Source organism: Micromonospora sp. NBC_00858, from assembly GCF_045207365.1.
Classification (GTDB): domain Bacteria; phylum Actinomycetota; class Actinomycetes; order Mycobacteriales; family Micromonosporaceae; genus Micromonospora.
Genome location: NZ_CP108828.1, coordinates 3,283,590 through 3,302,667, shown reverse-complemented (window position 1 = coordinate 3,302,667; position 19,078 = coordinate 3,283,590). Strand labels below are relative to the sequence as shown.

The 19,078-nt window shown below is 70.2% G+C and carries 10 protein-coding genes and 1 pseudogene; 7 read left to right on the top strand and 4 right to left on the bottom strand.

All coding sequences use genetic code 11. The features are described 5' to 3' along the window. Window positions 1–305 precede the first annotated feature (305 nt). The 4 genes from OG990_RS15410 to OG990_RS15395 all read left to right on the top strand — a co-directional run bounded on the left by OG990_RS15410 (window position 306) and on the right by OG990_RS15395 (window position 9,938). Window positions 306–3,449: an OmpL47-type beta-barrel domain-containing protein gene (locus OG990_RS15410; RefSeq protein ID WP_406081119.1), complete on the top strand. Its 3,144-nt coding sequence runs from the start codon at window positions 306–308 to the stop codon at window positions 3,447–3,449. Between the two features lie 23 nt (window positions 3,450–3,472). Then, window positions 3,473–4,438: a sugar phosphate isomerase/epimerase family protein gene (locus OG990_RS15405; protein ID WP_406081118.1), complete on the top strand. Its 966-nt coding sequence runs from the start codon at window positions 3,473–3,475 to the stop codon at window positions 4,436–4,438. Continuing rightward, complete coding sequence (locus OG990_RS15400; RefSeq protein WP_406081117.1) at window positions 4,435–5,640, top strand: multicopper oxidase domain-containing protein; 1,206 nt, start codon at window positions 4,435–4,437, stop codon at window positions 5,638–5,640. The genes OG990_RS15405 and OG990_RS15400 overlap by 4 nt, the downstream gene beginning before the upstream one ends. A 248-nt stretch (window positions 5,641–5,888) precedes the next feature. After that, window positions 5,889–9,938 (top strand): ThuA domain-containing protein, encoded by a 4,050-nt coding sequence (locus tag OG990_RS15395; RefSeq protein WP_406081116.1) that lies wholly within the window; start codon window positions 5,889–5,891, stop codon window positions 9,936–9,938. Window positions 9,939–9,997: 59 nt separating this feature from the next. On the opposite strand, the gene OG990_RS15390 is transcribed toward OG990_RS15395, so the two are convergent. Beyond that, window positions 9,998–10,303, bottom strand: coding sequence for a hypothetical protein (locus tag OG990_RS15390; protein ID WP_406081115.1), 306 nt, complete (start codon window positions 10,301–10,303; stop codon window positions 9,998–10,000). Window positions 10,304–10,696: 393 nt separating this feature from the next. Between OG990_RS15390 and OG990_RS15385 the strand changes: the two are divergent. The 3 genes and pseudogenes from OG990_RS15385 to OG990_RS15375 form a co-directional block, all read left to right on the top strand. Continuing rightward, window positions 10,697–11,124 (top strand): annotated as a pseudogene (locus OG990_RS15385) (IS6 family transposase); the annotation flags it as partial. 326 nt (window positions 11,125–11,450) lie between these two features. Continuing rightward, a complete protein-coding gene (locus OG990_RS15380) occupies window positions 11,451–12,173 on the top strand; it encodes a hypothetical protein (RefSeq protein WP_406081114.1) in 723 nt (240 codons plus the stop codon). A 92-nt stretch (window positions 12,174–12,265) separates the two neighbouring features. Beyond that, a complete protein-coding gene (locus OG990_RS15375; protein WP_406081113.1) occupies window positions 12,266–12,754 on the top strand; it encodes a M48 family metalloprotease in 489 nt (162 codons plus the stop codon). A gap of 309 nt (window positions 12,755–13,063) precedes the next feature. Here OG990_RS15375 and OG990_RS15370 read toward each other — a convergent pair whose 3' ends face one another. The 3 genes from OG990_RS15370 to OG990_RS15360 all read right to left on the bottom strand — a co-directional run bounded on the left by OG990_RS15370 (window position 13,064) and on the right by OG990_RS15360 (window position 19,063). Beyond that, entirely contained in the window at window positions 13,064–14,251 is a 1,188-nt protein-coding gene (locus OG990_RS15370) for a sugar phosphate isomerase/epimerase family protein (protein WP_406081112.1), read from the bottom strand. Between the two features lie 138 nt (window positions 14,252–14,389). Beyond that, entirely contained in the window at window positions 14,390–17,842 is a 3,453-nt protein-coding gene (locus OG990_RS15365) for a ThuA domain-containing protein (RefSeq protein ID WP_406081110.1), read from the bottom strand. 279 nt (window positions 17,843–18,121) lie between these two features. Then, window positions 18,122–19,063 (bottom strand): sugar phosphate isomerase/epimerase family protein, encoded by a 942-nt coding sequence (locus tag OG990_RS15360; RefSeq protein WP_386990074.1) that lies wholly within the window; start codon window positions 19,061–19,063, stop codon window positions 18,122–18,124. Window positions 19,064–19,078: the final 15 nt, after the last annotated feature.

Genomic DNA, 19,078 nt, shown 5'->3' with positions numbered 1-19,078 from the left:
GGGTTTGACCGATGTCCGTCCCTACTCGATGACGCCTCCTCAGCTCCGAGGCGCAACCCTCACCCCATCAGCTCCACGCTGAACGCCGTCCGACGACGCGTGCGATCCGGCTCGCCCGCGGACCAGGACGGAGTCCATCCACACCGGACGGCCGTGGCATCCGCCCCGGCCGGGGATCCCGTGCGGCCAGGAGGGGGCCACGCGATTCGTCGCTCGGGCGACATATCTCGACAAGAGGTGATCTGGCACCGACGGGGGACGTCTGCCCTGCCGGCGCACGCCTCGAACCTGGGAGAGAGGCATTGATGAACGGATACCCACCTCCCGGCCGGCTCCCGGCCGGCCGTTTGCGGAAATCGATCGCGGCCGTCGCCACGGCCGCCCTGGTGTGGGTGACCGCCGGGCTGGTGGCGGTGCCGGCGAGCGCGCGCCCGGTCGACCCGCAACCGTCGACCACCGCCGTCGCGCCGTCGCCGCGCCAGTTGCAGGCCCAGGTGCTCACCTGGACCGCCGGTGACAACTTCCTGGCGTACCGCTCCGCCCCGACCACAGCGGTCGCCGGGCCGACGACGCTCGTCTTCGAGAACAGCGCCGCGACCGGCAACACCACCGGCATGCAGCACACCCTGACGTTCGACACCGGCAACCCGGCGTACAACAGCGACGTCGACGTGAACATCCTGGCCGATCCGACGGACGCCAACGGCGGCCGATGGACCGTCGACGTGGTCCTCTCCCCGGGCACCTACCGCTACTTCTGCGCGATCCCCGGCCACGGCGGAATGACCGGGCTCCTGGTCGTCACCGGTGGCAACTCGGACACCACCCCGCCGACCGTGGCGGCCGCGGTCACCGGTGAGCGCGACGGCAACGGCGCCTACCTGGGCGCGGCGACGGTGACGCTGTCGGCGACCGACAGCGGATCGGGAGTGAGCCGGGTCGAGTACTCCCTGGACGGCGGGACCTACGGCACCTACTCGGCGCCGGTCACCGTGAACCAGCCGGGCTCGCACACGCTGACCTACCGGGCCACCGACCAGGCGGGAAACACCTCGACGCCGCAGTCGGTGTCGTTCACGGTGGTGGAGCCGCCGGCCCCGGACACCACCCCGCCGACCGTGACCGCCGCGGTCACCGGCCAGCGCGACGGCGCCGGCGCGTACGTCGGCACCGCCACCGTCACCCTCACCGCTGTCGACACCGAGTCCGGTGTCGACCGGGTCGAGTACTCCCTGGACGGCGGGCCGTACGCCGGCTACTCAGCGCCGGTCACGGTGAGCCAGTCGGGTCAGCACACGGTGAGTTACCGGGCCACCGACAAGGCGGGGAACACCTCGGCCGCGCAGTCGGTGTCGTTCACCGTGGTCGAACCCCCGAAACCGGACACCACCCCACCCACCGCCTCGGCCGCGCTCACCGGTGAGCGCGACGACAACGGGGCGTACGTGGGGTCGGCGACGGTGACCTTGTCGGCCACCGACACCGAGTCGGGCGTCGATCGGGTCGAGTACTCCCTGGACGGCGGGCCGTACGCCGGCTACTCGGCGCCGGTCACCGTGAGCCAGCCGGGTCAGCACACGCTGAGTTACCGGGCCACCGACAAGGCGGGCAACACCTCGGCCGCGCAGTCGGTGTCGTTCACCGTGGTGCGGCCGCCCGCGCCGGACACCACCCCGCCCACCGCCTCGGCCGGCGTGACCGGCCAGCGGAACGACGCCGGCGCGTACGTGGGGTCGGCGACGGTGACCTTGTCGGCCACCGACACCGAGTCGGGCGTCGACCGGATCGAGTACGCCCTCGACGGCGGCGCGTACGCCGCCTACTCGGCGCCGGTGAGCGTGAATCAGCCGGGCCAGCACACGGTGAGCTACCGGGCGACGGACAAGGCAGGGAACACCTCGGCCGCGCAGTCGGTGTCGTTCACGGTGGTGGAGCCGCCGGCCCAGGACACTACGCCGCCCACCGCGACCGCCGCGGTGACCGGCGAGCGGAACAGCGCCGGGGCGTACGTCGGGTCCGCCACGGTCACCATCTCGGCCACCGACGCGGGCAGCGGCGTGGACCGGATCGAGTACTCCCTGGACGGGCAGCCGTACGCCGGCTACCCGGCGCCGGTCACCGTCAACCAGGTCGGCCAGCACACGGTCAGTTACCGGGCCACCGACAAGGCCGGCAACACCTCGGCCGCGCAGTCGGTGTCGTTCACCGTGGTCGACCCGCCGGCCCCGGACACCACCCCGCCCACCGCCACCGCCACGCTCTCCGGCCAGCAGGACGACACCGGCGCCTACCTCGGCAGCGCCACCATCACCCTCACCGCCGCGGACGCGGGCTCGGGCGTCGACCGGATCGAGTACGCCCTCGACGGTGGCACGTACGCCCGGTACTCGGCGCCGGTCACCGTCGACCAGCCGGGCGCGCGCACGCTCAGCTATCGGGCCACCGACAAGGCCGGCAACACCTCGGGCGCCGCCTCGATCACCTTCACCGTGGTCGCCAGCGGTCCTGCCGCCTGCCCGGTGCCAGACACCCGTCCGACGGTCTGGCTCGGCACGGTGGACAGCGGCGTACCCAACCGGCTGGTCGCGGACGCCTGCACGATCAACAACGCCATCCAGGACGAGCGGGCCTGGCCGAACCACGGCCAGTTCGTCAAGCACGTCACCGATGTCGCCGAGCACCTGCACCACCTGGGCGTGATCGACCACAAGGAGCACGGCCGCCTGGCCAGCGCCGCCGCCCGCTCGGGCGTCGGCAAGTCGGACGACAAGAGCGGCTACCAGCCACTGCTGGACACCTCGGCGGCGTCGTTCAACCGGTGGGAGCACGTCGGGGCGGGCGGCTTCACCCGCGACGCTGACGGGTCGATCACCAGTCGCCCGGTCGCCGGCCTCGGCATGCTCTGGCTGCCCACGGCGACGTACGGGGACTTCTCGCTAAAGCTGCAGTGGCGCGACGACGCGCCCGGCGACGGTCGCGCCAACAGCGGAGTCTTCGTCCGCTTCCCGGACGTGCACGGGCACCCGGCCGAGTCCCGGCCCGAGTGGGTGGCCATCAAGTACGGCCACGAACTGCAGATCTACGACCGGCCCGACGGCGACCAGTACAAGAGCGGGTCGGTGTACGGGTTCGACCGGGTCGACCTGGCCGGCGCGCGGGTCACCCCGAAGGGCACCTGGAACGACTACGAGATCCGGGTGGTGGGGCAGCACTACTCGGTCTACCGCAACGGCGAGCTGATCAACGAGTACGTCAACACCCCGGAAGCCGTGTTCAGCCCGCCCCGCGCGGATGACCCGGGCGGGGCCGGACGGCAGAGCGCCCGCGGCTACATCGGCCTGCAGAACCACGGCACCGCCGATGTCGTCAGCTTCCGCAACGTCCGGATCGCGCCGCTGAGCCCGTGCTGCCCGGACGGGATGCCGTCCGCCTCCACCAGTTGCTGCTGACCGAGCGAAAGGACCACAACACCATGGCGAAGAACAGGATCGACCGCCGGGCGCTGCTCCGCGGCCTCGCCGGATCCACCGTCGCGGTCGGCGCGGCGAGCCTCGCCGGCGCGCTGCCGGCCGTCGCGGCGGGCGAATCGAGCGGCCGCCTGATCCCGCAGGGGCATCTGGGCATCCAGCTCTACAGCGTCCGCGACAAGATCGCCCAGCTCGGCTTCGCGGCGGTCTTCGAGGAGCTGTCCCGCATCGGCTACCGGGAGGTGGAGTTCGCCGGCTACACCCAGGGCAACGTCGGCCCGATCACTCCGGAGCAGATCCGGCAGCTGCTCGACGACAACGGGCTGAAGGCGGCGGGCAGCCACCGTGGGCTGGGTGACTTCCGCACCAACCTGGAGTGGGAGCTGGACGCCGCCGAGACGCTCGGCATGTCGGCGATCGGCACCGCGTCCGCGCCGACCGGCAACCGCACCATCGCCGGCTACCAGGCGGCCGCGGCGGAGTTCAACGCGTGGGGCGCCGCCGCCACGGCCCGCGGGATCAAGCTCTACCAGCACAACCACACCATCGAGTTCAGCTTCGCGACCGACCGGCCCGACGTGCGGCTCTACGACCTGTTCCTGGAGCTCACCGACCCGCGGTACGTGTTCCTGGAGATGGACATCCTGTGGGCGTACGGCGGGGCGCGGAAGTATCCGGGCTTCCGCCCGGTCGACTACGTCAACGCCCACCCGCACCGCTACCCGCTGTTCCACGTCAAGGACGGCGTCCCACTGCCCGACCCTCAGCAGGGCAACTCGTACCTGGATGTGGAGTTCGGCGCCGGGGTGATCCCGTTCGCGGAGTTCTTCACAGAGCTCGACGGGGGCGGACGGTTCACCTACCTGTGGGAGCAGGACACCGGGCCGAACGCGCAGCCCAACCCGCCCGGCTCGCTGGGCGCCGCCGAGCGCAGCTACCAGCGGATGGTCGACCTGCGGGGTGAGCGGTGACGGCCTGGCGGCTCACCGAGGACGCTCCGCCGATCGAGGACGCTCCGCCGCCCGAGGGCGCAGCGGCGGCTGAGGAGGGCCACTCGGCCGACCCCCGCCGCCCGCGGTCGAGCACCCGCCGGCTGCTGGTGGTGGCGGCGACCGTGCTGCTGACCCTGGTCGGCGCGGGCGGCCTGGCGATCGCCGGCACCGGCGTGCTCTCGGCGGAGCGGCCGGAGGGCTGCGTCAAGCCGGACCGCAGCATGCAGCTCTACGCGGTGGAGTTACCCAGGGATGGCACCCAGATCCGGCTCGGCTACGGCACCAGCCCGCAGACCGCCTCCTACCCGGGGCCGACCATGGAGATGATGGAGGGGGAGTGCCTCGCCATCACCCTGCACAACCTGGTACCCGCCGCGACGCTGGAGCAGCTGCGCACCGACCCGGCGCACCCGCTGGGTGTGTCGCTGCACGTGCACGGGGTCAAGTACACCCAGCTCTCCGACGGCACCGTGCAGAGCGGCTCGTTCGTCCCGCCCGGCGAGTCACGCACGTACACCTGGTTCGCCCAGCAGCGGAACAGGAAGACCGGGTCGCCGGGCACGGCCGGCTACTGGTGGTACCACGATCACGTGGTGGGCGGCCCGCACGGCACCCAGGGCCTCGGCGCGGGACTCTTCGGCGGGCTGGTGGTACGCCGACCCGGCGACCCGAAGCCCGACCGCACCTACACCGTGGTCTTCGGTGACCGGCAGAGCATCAACCTGCGCCGCGGCGCGGCCACTGACACCTGCGACGCGCAGAACCCGCAGCCCGGCCCGACCTGCCTGGTCGCCCGCAAGGGGGAGAAGGTGGAGTTCATCGTCGTCGGGATCGGCAACGACATGCACACCTTCCACCTGCACGGGCATTCCTGGGCGGACACCCGGACCGGCCTGGTGAGCAACGGGGAACCGTTCGCCGACAGCGTCCCGGTCATCGACAACAAGCCGCTCGGGCCGGGCGACTCGTTCGGGTTCCAGGTGGCGGCGGGCGACTCCGTCGGGCCGGGGCACTGGATGCTGCACTGCCACATGCAGTTCCACTCCGACGGCGGCATGTCGACGATGCTGCACGTCCTGGACGAGTCCGGGGCGATGCCCCCGGGCCACGACCACTCCCACCCGGCGACCGCCGCCGGCACCGGTGCCGCCACCGATACCGGCGAACACCAGCACAACTGAGCACCGGCGCCACCGCGCCGGTGACCGGGCCGGTGGCTGCTGGTCTGTCGGCGGACCAGCAGCCACCGGCGGGACCCCGCGCCCACGGCGGGTTCCCCAGCCATCCACCAGTCCGCCGCAACGTCCCCGCACCCACCCCCAACCCGTCCGGGCGTCGCCGGTGGTCCCACACACCGGTGTCCGGTCGATCCCGGCACGACCGCTCGGCAGCGCATGTCCGCCACATCCCAACCTGAAGAGGAGTCGAGATGGCTCAAGGACGCCATTTCCGGTTATCCCGCTGGGTCGGACGACGGCTACGGTCCGACTCGACGGCCACCCCACCACCGCCTGCCCGACGGCGGGCCCTGCGCCGCGCCGGTGCCCTCGCGTCGAGCGCCGCGCTGGCCCTCGGCGTGCTGGGTCTGCCCGCCCAGGCCGCGAGCCCAACCCCGGTCAAGGCCGCGGCCGCCGAGGCCGCCGCGGCGGTCAAGGTGCTGGTGTTCCACGGTCCGGTGGCCCAGCAGGACGACCCGGTCAACCGGGCCGTCACCGCGATCCGGAGCCTCGGCGCGGACCACGGATTCTCCGTCGACGACTCCAGTGACCCCGGTATCTTCACCTTCGGTAACCTGTCCCGGTACCGGGGCTTGGTGTTCCTCTCCGCCAACGGGGTGACGCTCAACGACGCCCAGGAGGCCGCGTTCCAGGCGTACGTCAAGGGTGGCGGCGGGTTCGTCGGTGTGCACGACGCCGCCCGCGCGCAGCCCAGCTCGGCCTGGTTCACCGGCCTGATCGGCACCCGGCCGGCCGCCAGCCTGCCGAACGCCGAGAAGCCCGTCTCCGCCACCGCGAGCGCCGAGAACGCGCCGAACGAGACCGCCGCGAAGGCGATCGACGGGTCGACCGGCACCAAGTGGCTCACCTTCAACCCGACCGGCTGGCTCGCGGCAAAGCTGGCGAAGCCGGTCGTGGTGAGCCGCTACGCGCTGACCTCGGCCAACGACTTCCCCGGCCGGGACCCGAAGAACTGGACCCTGCAGGGCTCCCAGGACGGCACCACCTGGACGGACCTGGACACGCGCAGCGGGGAGTCCTTCCCCCAGCGGTTCCAGACCAAGCAATACAGCTTCACCAACACCACGGCGTACCAGCACTACCGGCTGAACATCACGGCCAACGGCGGCGAGCCGTTGATCCAGCTCGCCGAGCTGTGGCTGATCGGCCCGGACGCCGGACCGGCCCCGGACACCACGGTGCAGCAGGCCGTGGTGGACTTCACCGACCGTCAGCACCCAGCGAACAAGGGGCAGCCGCTGACCTTGACCCGCTCCGACCAGTGGATCAACTGGGACCCGAGCCCGACCGGCCGGGTGCACACCCTAGCCCAGGTCGAGGAGGGGACCTACAACCCGGGGCTGAGCGGCAACGGCGCGTTCCACCCGATCTCCTGGTGTCAGGACTACGACGGCGGCCGGTCCTTCTACACCGGGATGGGTCGCACCGAGGCCAGCTGGACGAGCGACACGAAGTTCCAGAGCCACCTGGTCGGCGCCATCCAGTGGACCACCGGCATGGTGCGCGGTGACTGCCAGGCGACCATCGCGTCGAACTACCGCATCGAGCGGCTCACCACCACCAACCAGCCCGGGCAGCTCGACCAGATCGGCGAGCCGCACGGCCTGACCGTCGCGCCGGACGGCAAGGTGTTCTACATCGGCAAGGCGGCCTGCGCGTCCGGGCCGGTCGTCAACTGGGACGACCCGAAGGTCGGCCTCGGCTGCGGCACGATCCACCAGTGGGACCCGAAGACCAAGCAGGTCAAACTGCTGACCACCCTCGCAGTGATGGGCAACCGGGGCAGCGGCAGCGAGCTGGTCAAGAACGAGGAGGGCCTGGTCGGCATCACCCTGGATCCGAAGTTCGCCCAGAACGGCTGGGTGTACGCCTACTGGATGCCGCACGAGTCGATCGACCGGGACCGGCGGATCGGCCAGCGGACCGTCTCCCGGTTCACCTACGACGCGGCGAAGCAGTCCCTCGACCAGGGCACCCGCAAGGACCTGCTGCACTGGGACACACAGATTCACAGCTGCTGCCACGCGGGCGGCGGGATGACCTTCGACGAGTCCGGCAACCTCTACATCGGTAGCGGAGACAGCAACTCCTCCGGCGGCTCCAACGGCTACGCCGGCAACAACTGGACGCAGGAGTACAAGGGCGTGTCGTTCCAGGACGCCCGGCGTACCTCCGGCAACACCAACGACCTGAACGGCAAGATCCTCCGCATCCACCCGGAGCCCGACGGTACGTACACCGTGCCGGCCGGCAACCTGTTCACCGGCAAGGAGCAGGGCGGCGGCATGACCCGCCCGGAGATCTACGTGATGGGCGTCCGCAACATCGCGCGGATCGCCTGGGACCCGGTCAACGACTGGCTCACCGCGGCGTGGGTCGGCCCGGACGCCGGTGGCCCGGACCCGAACCTCGGCCCGGCCAAGTACGAGACGGCGACCATCATCACCTCCGCTGGCAACCAGGGCTGGCCGTACTGCATGGGCAACCGGCAGCCCTACCGGGACCGCAGCAACGTCGACGCCACAGTGCTGACCGGCTGGTACGACTGCGACAACCTGAAGAACGAGTCCCCTCGCAACACCGGTCTGGTCAACATCCCGCCGGCGCGGGACAACATGATCTGGTACTCGCCGCAGGGCGGTGGGCCGGTCTACCCGAAGCGCACCGACGGGAGCGGCCTGCCGACGTACCAGGCGGGTCAGGAGACCTTCACCCAGCCGTACCTCAAGGGCGGCGGGCAGGCCATCATGGATGGCCCGACCTACCAGCGGGAGAACGTCGACACCGCCAGCGGCGTGGCGTGGCCGGCATACTGGGACAACAAGTGGTTCATCGGTGACCAGTCCAACGCCAACAACCGGATCGCGGTCACCGTCGACCCGAGCAAGGTCGACAGCCACGGGCCGCCGGCCTTCGCCGAGGACCTGCGCAGCATCATCCGTTCGGGCAGCGGCACCACCCAGCTCCAGTCCTGGATGGACGCCAAGTTCGGACCCGACGGTGCGCTGTACATGCTCGACTACGCCGGCGGGTTCTTCAGCCTGCACCCCAACCAGAAGCTGATCCGGATCGCCTACCAGGGCGGCCCGGCGACGCCGAACCCGAACGACGCCACGGCGCGGGCGGTGGCGCAGAGCAACCCGAAGACGATCGCCTTCTCCAATGCCCGGACCGGTGGCCTGAAGTGGGAGTGGAACTTCGGTGACGGCAGCGCGCCGTCACACGAGGCGAAGCCCACCCACAGGTACGCGGACTACGGCACCTACCAGGCGACGGTGAAGGTCACCTACGCCAACGGCGAGGTCGCCACCGGCACGGTCCAGGTCGTCGTCGGGTGCGCCGCGCCCGGCGGCCGGCAGACGGTGCGGATGCTCGACACCGACACCGGCGTGGCCAACCACCAGGCCGGCGGCGGCTGCACCATCAACGACCTGATCGACGACGAGCGGATGTGGTCCAACCACGGCCAGTTCGTCAGCCACGTCAGCGACGTGGTCAACGACCTGCGGGCGGACGGCGTCGTCGACAACCGTGAGGCGACGACGCTGAACCGGGCGGCGGCGCAGTCGGAGATCGGCAAGGTCGCCGGCTACCAGCCCATCTTCGACGGAACGGCGGGTTCCCTCGCCGACTGGCGACAAGCACCGGGCGGATCGTTCGCGCTCCGGCCGGACGGGTCGATCCGCAGCTCCGGCGGGCTGGGCATGCTCTGGTACGCCAAGGACGAGTTCGCCGACTTCTCGCTGCGGATGCAGTTCAGGGACGTCTCCGCCGGCAGCGTCTACGCCAACAGCGGCGCCTTCGTCCGGTTCCCGGACCCGAGGACGCCGCTGGCCGAGCGGACGGAGGGCAGCTGCGGCACGTTCGGCTCGGCCCGGAGCTCGGAGGCGTGGGTCGCCATCTACTGCGGTCACGAGATCCAGATCTACGACGGACCCACCGGTGAACCGCAGAAGACCGGTTCGATCTACAACTTCGACCCGAACGGGCTGGACCAGGCGGGGGCGACCCCGAAGGGCCAGTGGAACGACTACGAGATCCGGGTGGTCGGCCAGCACTACACAATCATCCGGAACGGTGTGGTGATCAACGAGTTCGACAACACCCCGGGCAAGGCGTCGTCCCGCCAGGGCGACCCGCCCACGGACCTGCGGCAGTTCCTCAGCGGGTACATCGGGTTGCAGAACCACGGCACCAACGACCTGATCGAGATCCGCGACGTCAGGGTTCGCGAGCTGTAAGCGGAGGGCGTGCCGGGTACGGGGGACCTACCCTCCGTACCCGGCACTGCCGTTGGTGCTCAGGTCTTGCGCGCCGCACGCCGGCTGCCGAACGACTCCATGGTGGTCGCCTTCTTGGCCGGGGCCCTGGTGGCGGACGTGGTGCGAGCCCGGGTCGCCGCGGCCTTCTTCGCCGCCGCCTTCTTCGCCGCCGCCTTCTTCGCCGCGGCCCTCGTCGCGGGCGCCTTCTTCGGCGGGGCGTTCTTCGCGGCGGCCGCCTTCGCCGTCGGCCTGCGGGTGGGCGTGGCCGTGGTGGCGGAGGTGTCCTTCTTCCGCGCGACGCGGGCCGTGGTCGGGGTGGGCTTCTCGCCGGGGCTCTTGGCCACTCTCGCGCCGGTGGCCCGCTTCGTGGCGGTGACGGCTAGCCTTCTTCGCCGCCGCCTTCCGGCTCATCGGAGCCTTCTTCGCCCAGGTGGCCTTGCGGGCCCCGGTCGGCCGGCTGCCCGCCGGGACGGCGCTCCTGCCTGCGGTCATCCTCGCTCATCCTCGCGTCTCCCGGCATCGCCAGTACTGCCGGACGACGGGCATGGCGGGTGCAGACTCGCCCGGCCCGGTCGGCCGGGTCTTCCCCCGCCTCCGCCGGGCAAACGCCGAAGGAACGGGCTGGTTGTGACGGTCTTCCTCGGCCCCACCCGGGCGGTTCGGCGCCGTTGCATTGAGCGTTGGCAAGATCGAGGCAGACTTGAGCAGTGAAGTCATCGACCCGTCCTGGCCCATGGCTGCCTCCGAGGTCGGCGATCGCCGGGTTCCGGTTCCCGACCGAGGTGATCGTGGTCGCGGTCCGCTGGTATCTGCGGTTCAACCTGTCCTATCGCGACGTTGACGAGTTGCTGGCCGAACGTGGCGCCGAGGTCGATCACGTCACCATCTACCGGTGGGTGCAGCGATTCACCCTGCTGCTGGCCGACGCCGCCCGGTTCTGCCGGCACTCACCAGGCGACAGGTGGTTCGTTGATGAGACGTACGTCAAGGTGAACGGGGTTTGGCGGCACGTGTACCGGGCGGTCGACCAGCACGGAAAGTCATCGACGTGCTCGTCTCGGCACGCCGCGATGCCGACGCGGCCCGACGGTTCTTCCGACAGGCGCTGTCGACGTTTAAGGTCACGCCCAGCGAGGTGGTTACCGCCGCCGCCGCGGTCTACCCCCTACGGCCAGATGCACCGCCGGGTCGACAGCGGCTTCCGGTAGGGCGAAGAGAGCTATGGGTGACTAGACGCCTGCGGCGAGGAGCCACGATCGCGATGGCGGGCGGGCGGGCGGGTCGGCGTGCGGGCGGCGGGGCCGAGTCGCTCGTACTCCGAGATCATCACCACCGGCTCCGCGGCGCACAGGTCGGGGAAGCGCGGCCGTCGTCCCGGTCGGGTAGCTTCGCCGCGTGGTTGATCGAGTGGTACGACCCGGCGATGTCGCCGCGATGAGGTTGTCAGACGGTGGATTTGGGGCATGTCAGGTCACCGGTGTCGCAGGCCGTGTGACGTCGGCGTATGCGCTGCGCTGGCACTCGGTAGATCGGCCGAGCCTAGACGAGCTGCGCGGCGTTGAGCCACTGACGCTTGATCACCATGCCCACGACGGGCGCCTTGCTCACTTGTCGATTGGCAGCTGGCATGCGGTGCCGCCGGGGTTCACCTGGATCGGAACCCTGCCCGTTCCTGACGGTGTGCCGGCGTTGTCGAACACGTACTCGGGCTGGCAGTCACTTGCCGACGATGTGGTCGGGCAGCGCCGCTGGGACCGGAAGCTACCGGCGGCAGTGAAGGCCGCCTACCGTGCGGCCGCCACCCGCGGTCAGGTCGACGTCGACTTCGGCGCCGGGGCGGCGACGCTCGGCGCGGCCACGCCTCGACTCGACCTGAGCGGTGAGGGGTCGATGCGAGTGCCTACGTCCGGGCCGGTGCAATGGTCCGCTCTCGATCAGCTGCCCCGCTGCACGGCGTTAACGTGGGCCGGCCCGGACCGTGGCCTCGCCCGCGCGTTAGCAGACCGCCCTGTTGTCTCGTCACTGACGTGGCAGGACGCCCCGCCAGTCGTGGGTCTGACCGACACCGGTCTGCAGCACCTGTCGCTGTCCGGTGCGGATGTTCGCGAGGTGCGGCTGCCCCGTGGCCTGCACAGCCTTGAGCTGGCCGCGGTGGACCGGGATCCGGCGTACGGAGGACCCTGCTGGCGAGGACGTTCGGCACCCGGGCGGTAGCGGCCACCGGTGGGCGGAACCCCTGGCGACGCCCCGTTCGCGCGGCTGACTCGCTAGCTGAGCGGGGGAGGAGGACGGTCGTTCTCCTCGGGATGATCGTTCATGGAATCGTCGCTCTGGCCAATGTCGCCGGCGCGACGGCTCAGCTGCTCGTCGACAGTGTGGCGATGCCCGACGGCCGCCGCTCCGAGTACCGGGCGGATCTGGTCGCCCGCCGGGTCGCCGGCAGCGCGGCCTTCCTCCGATCCTCCGAGACGGTCCTGCTCGCCGGCCGGATCTGGCAGGACTTGTGGCATCTGGCGCCGCGCATCGACGGCGAGCAGTTGGAGACGATGGCTGCTGAAGCCCGGCAACGCCTGGCCGCCCACCTGCCGCTGGCCCGTCAGCTCAGCCGGCGAACCACCGACCTGTGGAGTACCCACCCGAGCGAAGACCAGCGAATGCGGCTGATCGAGGCCCTGCCTGACATCGACGGAGCTCCCTGCGTTGACGACATCCGTTGGGCCGAAATCGATACTGAACTCGCGCCGTGGCGCCGCGCCGCACACAACGCCCTCCTCGGAACCCGGGACCGGTTCTGAAGAGCTTGCGCCACCAGGGCGGGCCCGGGGTGCTCGGTCCGAGCCTGGCCGGGTGATGTCCGTCAATCCGGCCCAGCAGGGCTGATGGGGGTCATCTGGGCGTGAGCTGTAGGTCACCATGGACGACGACCATGGACTTGTGGTCGACGTCGCCCCGCCGACACGAACCCCCATGCCTGCGGTAGACGGGGTCGTGACGGGTAGGCGCATCGAGTTGTCTTGAGGAAGCCGACGGCGGCGCTAGGCAGAAGATCGCCCGCTCCGGCCGACAGGGCGGGTCGGCCGGAGCGGGCGAATCTGTGGGAGTTGTCAGTAGCGCAGGGCGCGGAGGTTTGCGTAGCTGTCGCAGGCGGACGAGACGCCGTCCGGGCGGGGGCTGTCGTTCTCGGTCAGGTAGAGGCCGATGCCGCTCATCTGGCTGTAGGCGAAGATGCGGGCGAAGTCGATGGTGCCCTCGCCCACGTCGGCGAAGGAGCCGTCGGCGGCCATGTCCTTGACGTGGAACAGCGAGAACCGGCCCGGGTACTGCTTGATCAGCTCCACCGGGTCGACGCCGACGCTGGCCGCCCAGTAGAGGTCGAGCTCCATCGCCACCAGGTTCGGGTCGGTCTCGCGGACCAGCACGTCGTAGCCGCGTACGCCGTTCTGGGCGGTGAACTCGAAGCCGTGGTTGTGGTACGCGACGGTGATGCCAGCCTGCTTGAGCGTGGCGCCGACGGTGTTGAGGGTCACGGCCACCCTGGAGTAGTCAGCGAGGGTCCAGGAGCCCGATCCGGAGATGCGGACGTACTTCGCGCCGAATGCCTTGGCGTTGGCGATGACGCCGTCGAGGTTGTTCTGGAGGTCGCCGAGGCCGATCCCGATAGAGGGAACGGACAGTCCGGCGTCGGCCACCAGGGGCGCGAGCGCGGTGGCCGTCTTGCCGTAGAAGTTGTTGACCGCGCCCGAGGGTTCCGCGTTGCGGTAGCCGCAGGCGGCGAGCGCGCCGAGGGTGGCTTCGGGTGCGCTCGACATGGTGGCCCGGACCGTGTAGAGGACGAGGCCGATGCGGTCGTCGGGCAGCGCGCGGGTCCCCGATGCCGGCTGCGGTGTGCCGATCTCGGAGCCGGCCGCCGCTCGTACGATGCTCGCGCTCTCCTCCGGTGTGATGACGTCGTCCTGCCGGAGCGTTTTGGTCAGGCCGCTGACAGTGCTCACGAAGCTGCCGTGGTCGGCGAACGGGGCCTTCGCCCAGACGGCGTCCAGGATGGTGCACCCGTTGCCGAGGTCGCGGTTGGGTACGCCTGAGTCGGCGCCGGCGCGGCCGAAGAAGACCGTGGACGAGGTGGTGTAGCCCCACGGGCAGAGGTCGGCGGCGACCTGTTCCGCGGCGGACGTGTCGGGTTCGGCGGCCGACGCCGGAGCCGCGGTGAGCGGCAGGAGTGTCGCTGCGAGCAACACGGCGAGGTGACGGGCTCGCGGTCGATGGTGGGACGGGCGGGCGGAGCTGGAGTTCATCGTTTGTCTCCCGGAAGTCGGAGGGGAAGGTGGTCAGGCCACCGAGTGCAGCGCCACGGATGGCGGTTGCCGGAGGCTGTCGGGGCCGCGCCGGGTCGGTGGTGGCGGAGCGGCGTTCCGCCCCGCCACCCGTGACGCTCAGCTCACCGTCACGACCACGATCGAGGACGTCGTCGCCCCGACGCTGTCGGTGACGGTCAGTCGTGCCGTGTACGTGCCTCGGCGGGCGTACGTGTGACTGGCTGACGCCCCGTGCACGACGGCTGAGTTGTCGCCGAAGTCCCACGCGTGATCCGTGATGGTGCGCCCAGCCGCCGGCGAGGCTGTCCCGGCGAAGGCGACCGCCAGCGGCGCGGTGCCGGTGGTGGGAGTGGCCGAGGCCGAAACGGTGGCGTCGGTCTGTTCGCGTACCCCGGCGCCGTTGAAGCGCAGCCAGTCCAGCGCCATCAGGTCGGGGGTGCCACCCGTCTGGTTCGGGTTGAGGAAGACGAGGTAGAGGGTGGTCGTGCGGCCCGGATCGGTCAGCTCGACAGTGGGCGAGACGACGTTGTCCCAGCCGCCGGTGCCGCCGATGGTGGCCCGGCCGAGGAGCTGGCCGGTGGGGGAGTCGGCCCTGATCTCGATGTCGCCGCCGCTGCTGCCCGAGGCGACTCCGAAGGTGACCGAGTCGATGTTGCGGAGGTTGACCGGGCCGAAGTTGATCCACTCGCCGTTGTCGATGTCGCCGATGCGCTTGCCGGCGCTCGCTGTCGCGCGGTCGAGGACCTGGATGCCGCTCTGGCCGTCGAAGTGCTCGGCCTCCTTGCTCTTGGTCTGCAGCTCGGCCCGGGTCGAGCCGACCAGTTTCGGTGCCCCGTTCGCCCCGCCGTCGGTGTACTGGGCGGAGAGCAGCGTGTAGAGGTTCTGTCCCGGGCCGTGCCCGTCGCCGCCGTTGCTCTCGGTCACTGCCACCCCGGCGCACCCGACGTAGTTGTCCAGCGGGTGGGCGTGTGAGTCATGGCCGAGCTGGGTCTGCACGACCACGTTGGAGCAATCGATGGTGCTCTCCTCCGGGTCGGTGACTGTCACCGTGTACGGGATGCGGTCACCGAAATCGAAGAAGGCCCCGTCGGGGACGCTGAGGGTCACCGTCGGGCGCGTGTTGCCGGCCGTGATCTCCTGTACGGCGACGGCGGTCTGCCCGTTGGTGGCGGTGACGGTGAGCCGGGCGGTGAAGCGCCCCGGTGTGCCGTAGGTGTGGCTGGGGTTGGCGGCGGTGGAGTCGACGCTGCCGTTGCCGTCGAAGTCCCAGGCGTACTGGATCGCGGTGCCGTCCGGCCCGCTGGAGCCGGTGCTGGAGAAGGCGACGCTCAGTGGCGCCGGGCCGCTGTCCTTGTCGACGGCCAGCTTGGCCACCGGCGGCCGGCTGTTGGCGACGTAGTCGATGCGGTAGATGCCGGCGCCCTCGTTGCTGCCGCCCCGACCGCTGCCGCTGCCCTCGCCGAAGTCGATGACGTAGAGGGAGCCGTCCGGCCCGAACTCCGCCTCGAACGGCTGAATCCACGACATGTTGCCGAGGATCCCGTTGATGGACTGCAGGTCACCGGCGTTGGTGGGGCCGAAGCGGGGATCGCTGAAGGTCTGGGCGGTGTCGTGGATCGACAGCGTCTTGAACCACCTGCGGGTCAGCTCGTAGACGATCCACTTGCCCTCGTAGTACTGGGGGAACTTGGTCAGCCGCTTGTTGGACGGGTCGTAGTCGTAGACGGGCCCGCTCATGGGGCCGCCGCCGCCCGTGCCCAGCTCCGGGAACTGTGGGGAGGCCGAGTAGGCGTACGAGACCAGGGCCGGCCGGGTTGCCGGGAGGTTGGTCAGGCCGGTGTTGTTGGGGGAGTCGTTGACCGGCGCGGCGCAGTCGAACTTCGGCCCCGAGGTGGCGGTGGCGAAGTCGTAGTCGTTGAACGGGATGTTGTTGCCGATGCAGTAGGGCCAGCCATAGTTGCCGGCGCTGGTGATCCGGTTGAACTCGACCGTGCCCTCCGGCCCGCGGGCCGGGTTGGCGGACCGGGCGTCGGGGCCGTAGTCGGCGATGAGCAGCGCGTTCGTCTTGGAGTCGACGGTGATGCGGAACGGGTTCCGCATACCCATCGCATAGATCTCGGGCTTGGTGCGGGCCGTGCCCGGGGCGAACAGGTTACCGTCGGGAATGGCGTACTTGCCGTTGGGCAGGGGCTTGATCCGCAGGATCTTGCCGCGCAGGTCGTTGGTGTTGCCGGCGGTGCCCTGGGCGTCGTACGCGCGACGGCCGTTCCGCTCGTCGATTGGGGTGAAGCCGCTGGACTCGAAGGGGTCGGTGTTGTCACCGATCGCGGCGTACAGGTTGCCCTGCTGGTCCATCGTCACCGAGCCGCCCATGTGCGAGTTGGCGCGAGCCTCACCGCGCCAGGTCGGGATCGTGAGCAGGCGCTTCTCCGAGGCGAGACTGACGCTGTCGCCGTCGACGGTGAAGCGGGACAGGTTCAGCTGCTTCTCCACCCGGTCGGACCAGAGCAGATAGAGCCAGTTGTTGTTGGCGAAGTGTCGGTCCAGAGTCATGCCGAGCAGGCCGTCGGACTGACTGGTCTGCGCCGGCGTGTAGGCGAAGTCCAGCAGGGTGGTGACCGCGAGGGTGTCCTGGTTGACGACCTTCAGTGCGCCGGTGCGCTCGATGTAGAAGACCCGGCGGTCGGGCGCCACTGCCAGTTCGAACGGGTCGGAGAGGTCCTGGTTGACCAGGGGGATCCGCTCGAAGTTGGTGGTCCTGGTGGCGCCGCAGTCACCGGGGGCGGCGCCGGCGGCCCACTTGATGCCGCCCAGCAGGTGCGCGAGGAAGGCCGGCTCCTGGAACGACGAGGAGCTGTGCCCGCCGGCGGTGAACCAGGAGCGCCCGCCGTCGTAGTTCTGGCACCACGAGTAGGCATGGTCGGTGCCCTCGTCGAGCCCGGGAATGCCGTCGCGCACCTTGATCTGGGCGAGCGTGTGGACCTTGCCGGTGGGGTTGGTCCGCCAGTTGTACCACTCCTCGCTGCGCTCCCAGAGCTCCGGCAGGTCCTTGGTGGACGGGTGGGCGTGGTCGAGGACCTTGATCCGGCCCGGGAAGGTGCCGCCCGTGGCGGAGAAGTCCGGGTGCTGGTCGAAGATGGTCCCGACCAATCCCTCGTACCAGGTCCAGTTCCGCTCGCTCGCCGACGCGGCGTGCAGGCCGACCCAGCCACCGCCGTTACGGATGAACCTCTGCAGCGCGGCCCGCTGGTCGGCGTCGAGGAGGTCGCCGGACGCCGGGGTGGAGTTGGTGTTGTTGAACACGAGAGCGTCGAAGCGGGCGAGGTTGGCGTCGGTGAACGCGCCCGCGTCGGTGGTCGCCTCGACGGCGAATCCCTGTTGGTCTCCGAGCTGCCGGATGGCGGCGACGCCGGCCGGGATGGAGTCATGGTAGAAGTTAGTGACCTTGGAGAAGACCAGCACCCGGTAATTGGCGGCGGTCGCGGATTCGGCGGCGGTCGCTGCGGTGCTCGGCAACAGAAGTGTGACGGCCGCGAGCAGGGCGAACAGTAGCGTGCGTTGGCGTCTCATACACGCGCTCCTTGGCGAGGGTCGGTGGTAAGAAAGCGCTTTCCACGTGCTCTGAACCCTACGAGATCAATTTTGGCAGGTCAATATTCTGACGGCGCCCGCATTCGGCGTTGGCGCATTTCTTGCTGCCGTTTCATGGCATGCCGATAACCACTCTCCTCGCGAAGAGGGAGTGGTTATCGCGGTCAGTTTTATCGACAATAAATGCTGGTCGGGCACCAGAGCCGAGATTTCCGGCCGCCGGCCCTGGTGCCCGTCAGCACTCCCGTCGGCGGTTCCTCAGAACCGCAGCTTGCGCAGGTAGCGGTAGCCGATCTCGGCCGTCTGCTGCGGTGTCACGTCGGGCGTGTCGTTCTCGACGATGTATTCCAGGACCGAGTGCTCGCGGAAGATCCGGGCGAAGTCGACGGTCCCGGTACCGAGGTCGGCCATGTCGCCGGTGGTCTCGTCCCGGTCCTTGACGTGGTACTGCAGGACGCGCTGCGGCGCGGAGCGGATGACGTCGAGGGTAAAGCCCTCGGGGTCCGCGACGCCGTCGCCGGAGTTGATGCCGCCGGTGACCGCCCAGTAGAGGTCGACCTCCAGGTGCACGAGTTTCGGGTCGAGTTCGGCGGTCAGCACGTCCCACGGCCGCTTGCCGCCGCCGAGGTCGATGGTGAACTCGTGGGCGTGGTTGTGGTAGCCGTAGCGCAGGCCGACTGCCCGCGCCGCGGCGGCCTCGACGTTCATCTGCTCCGCCCAGCGTTTCCAGTCGTCCGTGCTTTCGGAGTACAGGTAAGGCACCACCATGAACTGCTGGCCCAGGGTGACCGCGTTCTGGACCTTCTGCTCCAGCTCCGCGGCAGTACCGCTGATCCCGTCGTGGCTGGAGCTGGCCCTGATGCCGATACCGTCCAGGAACTGGCGCAGCTGGGCGGCGGTCCGACCGAAGTAGCCGAGCGCCAGCTCCACGCGCGGATATCCGATCCGGGCCAGGTGGGTGAGGGTGGCGTCGTAGCCGGGCGCACCCCACAGGGCGTCGCGCACGGTCCACAGCTGGATGCTGATCAGACCCGGGGGTACGTGGTGCCGTCCGGTCCGGTGGCCGGTGGCCGACGCGGCCGTCGCGCCGAGGCCGGACGAGGCGAGCCCGACGCCGACGGCGGCCAGCGTGCCGCGCAGCAGGCTGCGCCGGTCGACGGAGCGCCGCAGCGCGGCCATCCCGTCATGTCCGTAACACATGGTCTCTCCTTCTCG

Excerpts from the sequence above, each read along its gene's own strand:
- OG990_RS15410 (WP_406081119.1), top strand. The coding sequence starts at position 306 with ATGAACGGATACCCACCTCCCGGCCGGCTCCCGGCCGGCCGTTTGCGG.
- OG990_RS15395 (WP_406081116.1), top strand. The coding sequence starts at position 5,889 with ATGGCTCAAGGACGCCATTTCCGGTTATCCCGCTGGGTCGGACGACGG.
- OG990_RS15405 (WP_406081118.1), top strand. The coding sequence starts at position 3,473 with ATGGCGAAGAACAGGATCGACCGCCGGGCGCTGCTCCGCGGCCTCGCC.
- OG990_RS15360 (WP_386990074.1), bottom strand. The coding sequence starts at position 19,063 with ATGTGTTACGGACATGACGGGATGGCCGCGCTGCGGCGCTCCGTCGAC.
- OG990_RS15365 (WP_406081110.1), bottom strand. The coding sequence starts at position 17,842 with ATGAGACGCCAACGCACGCTACTGTTCGCCCTGCTCGCGGCCGTCACA.
- OG990_RS15375 (WP_406081113.1), top strand. The coding sequence starts at position 12,266 with ATGATCGTTCATGGAATCGTCGCTCTGGCCAATGTCGCCGGCGCGACG.
- OG990_RS15370 (WP_406081112.1), bottom strand. The coding sequence starts at position 14,251 with ATGAACTCCAGCTCCGCCCGCCCGTCCCACCATCGACCGCGAGCCCGT.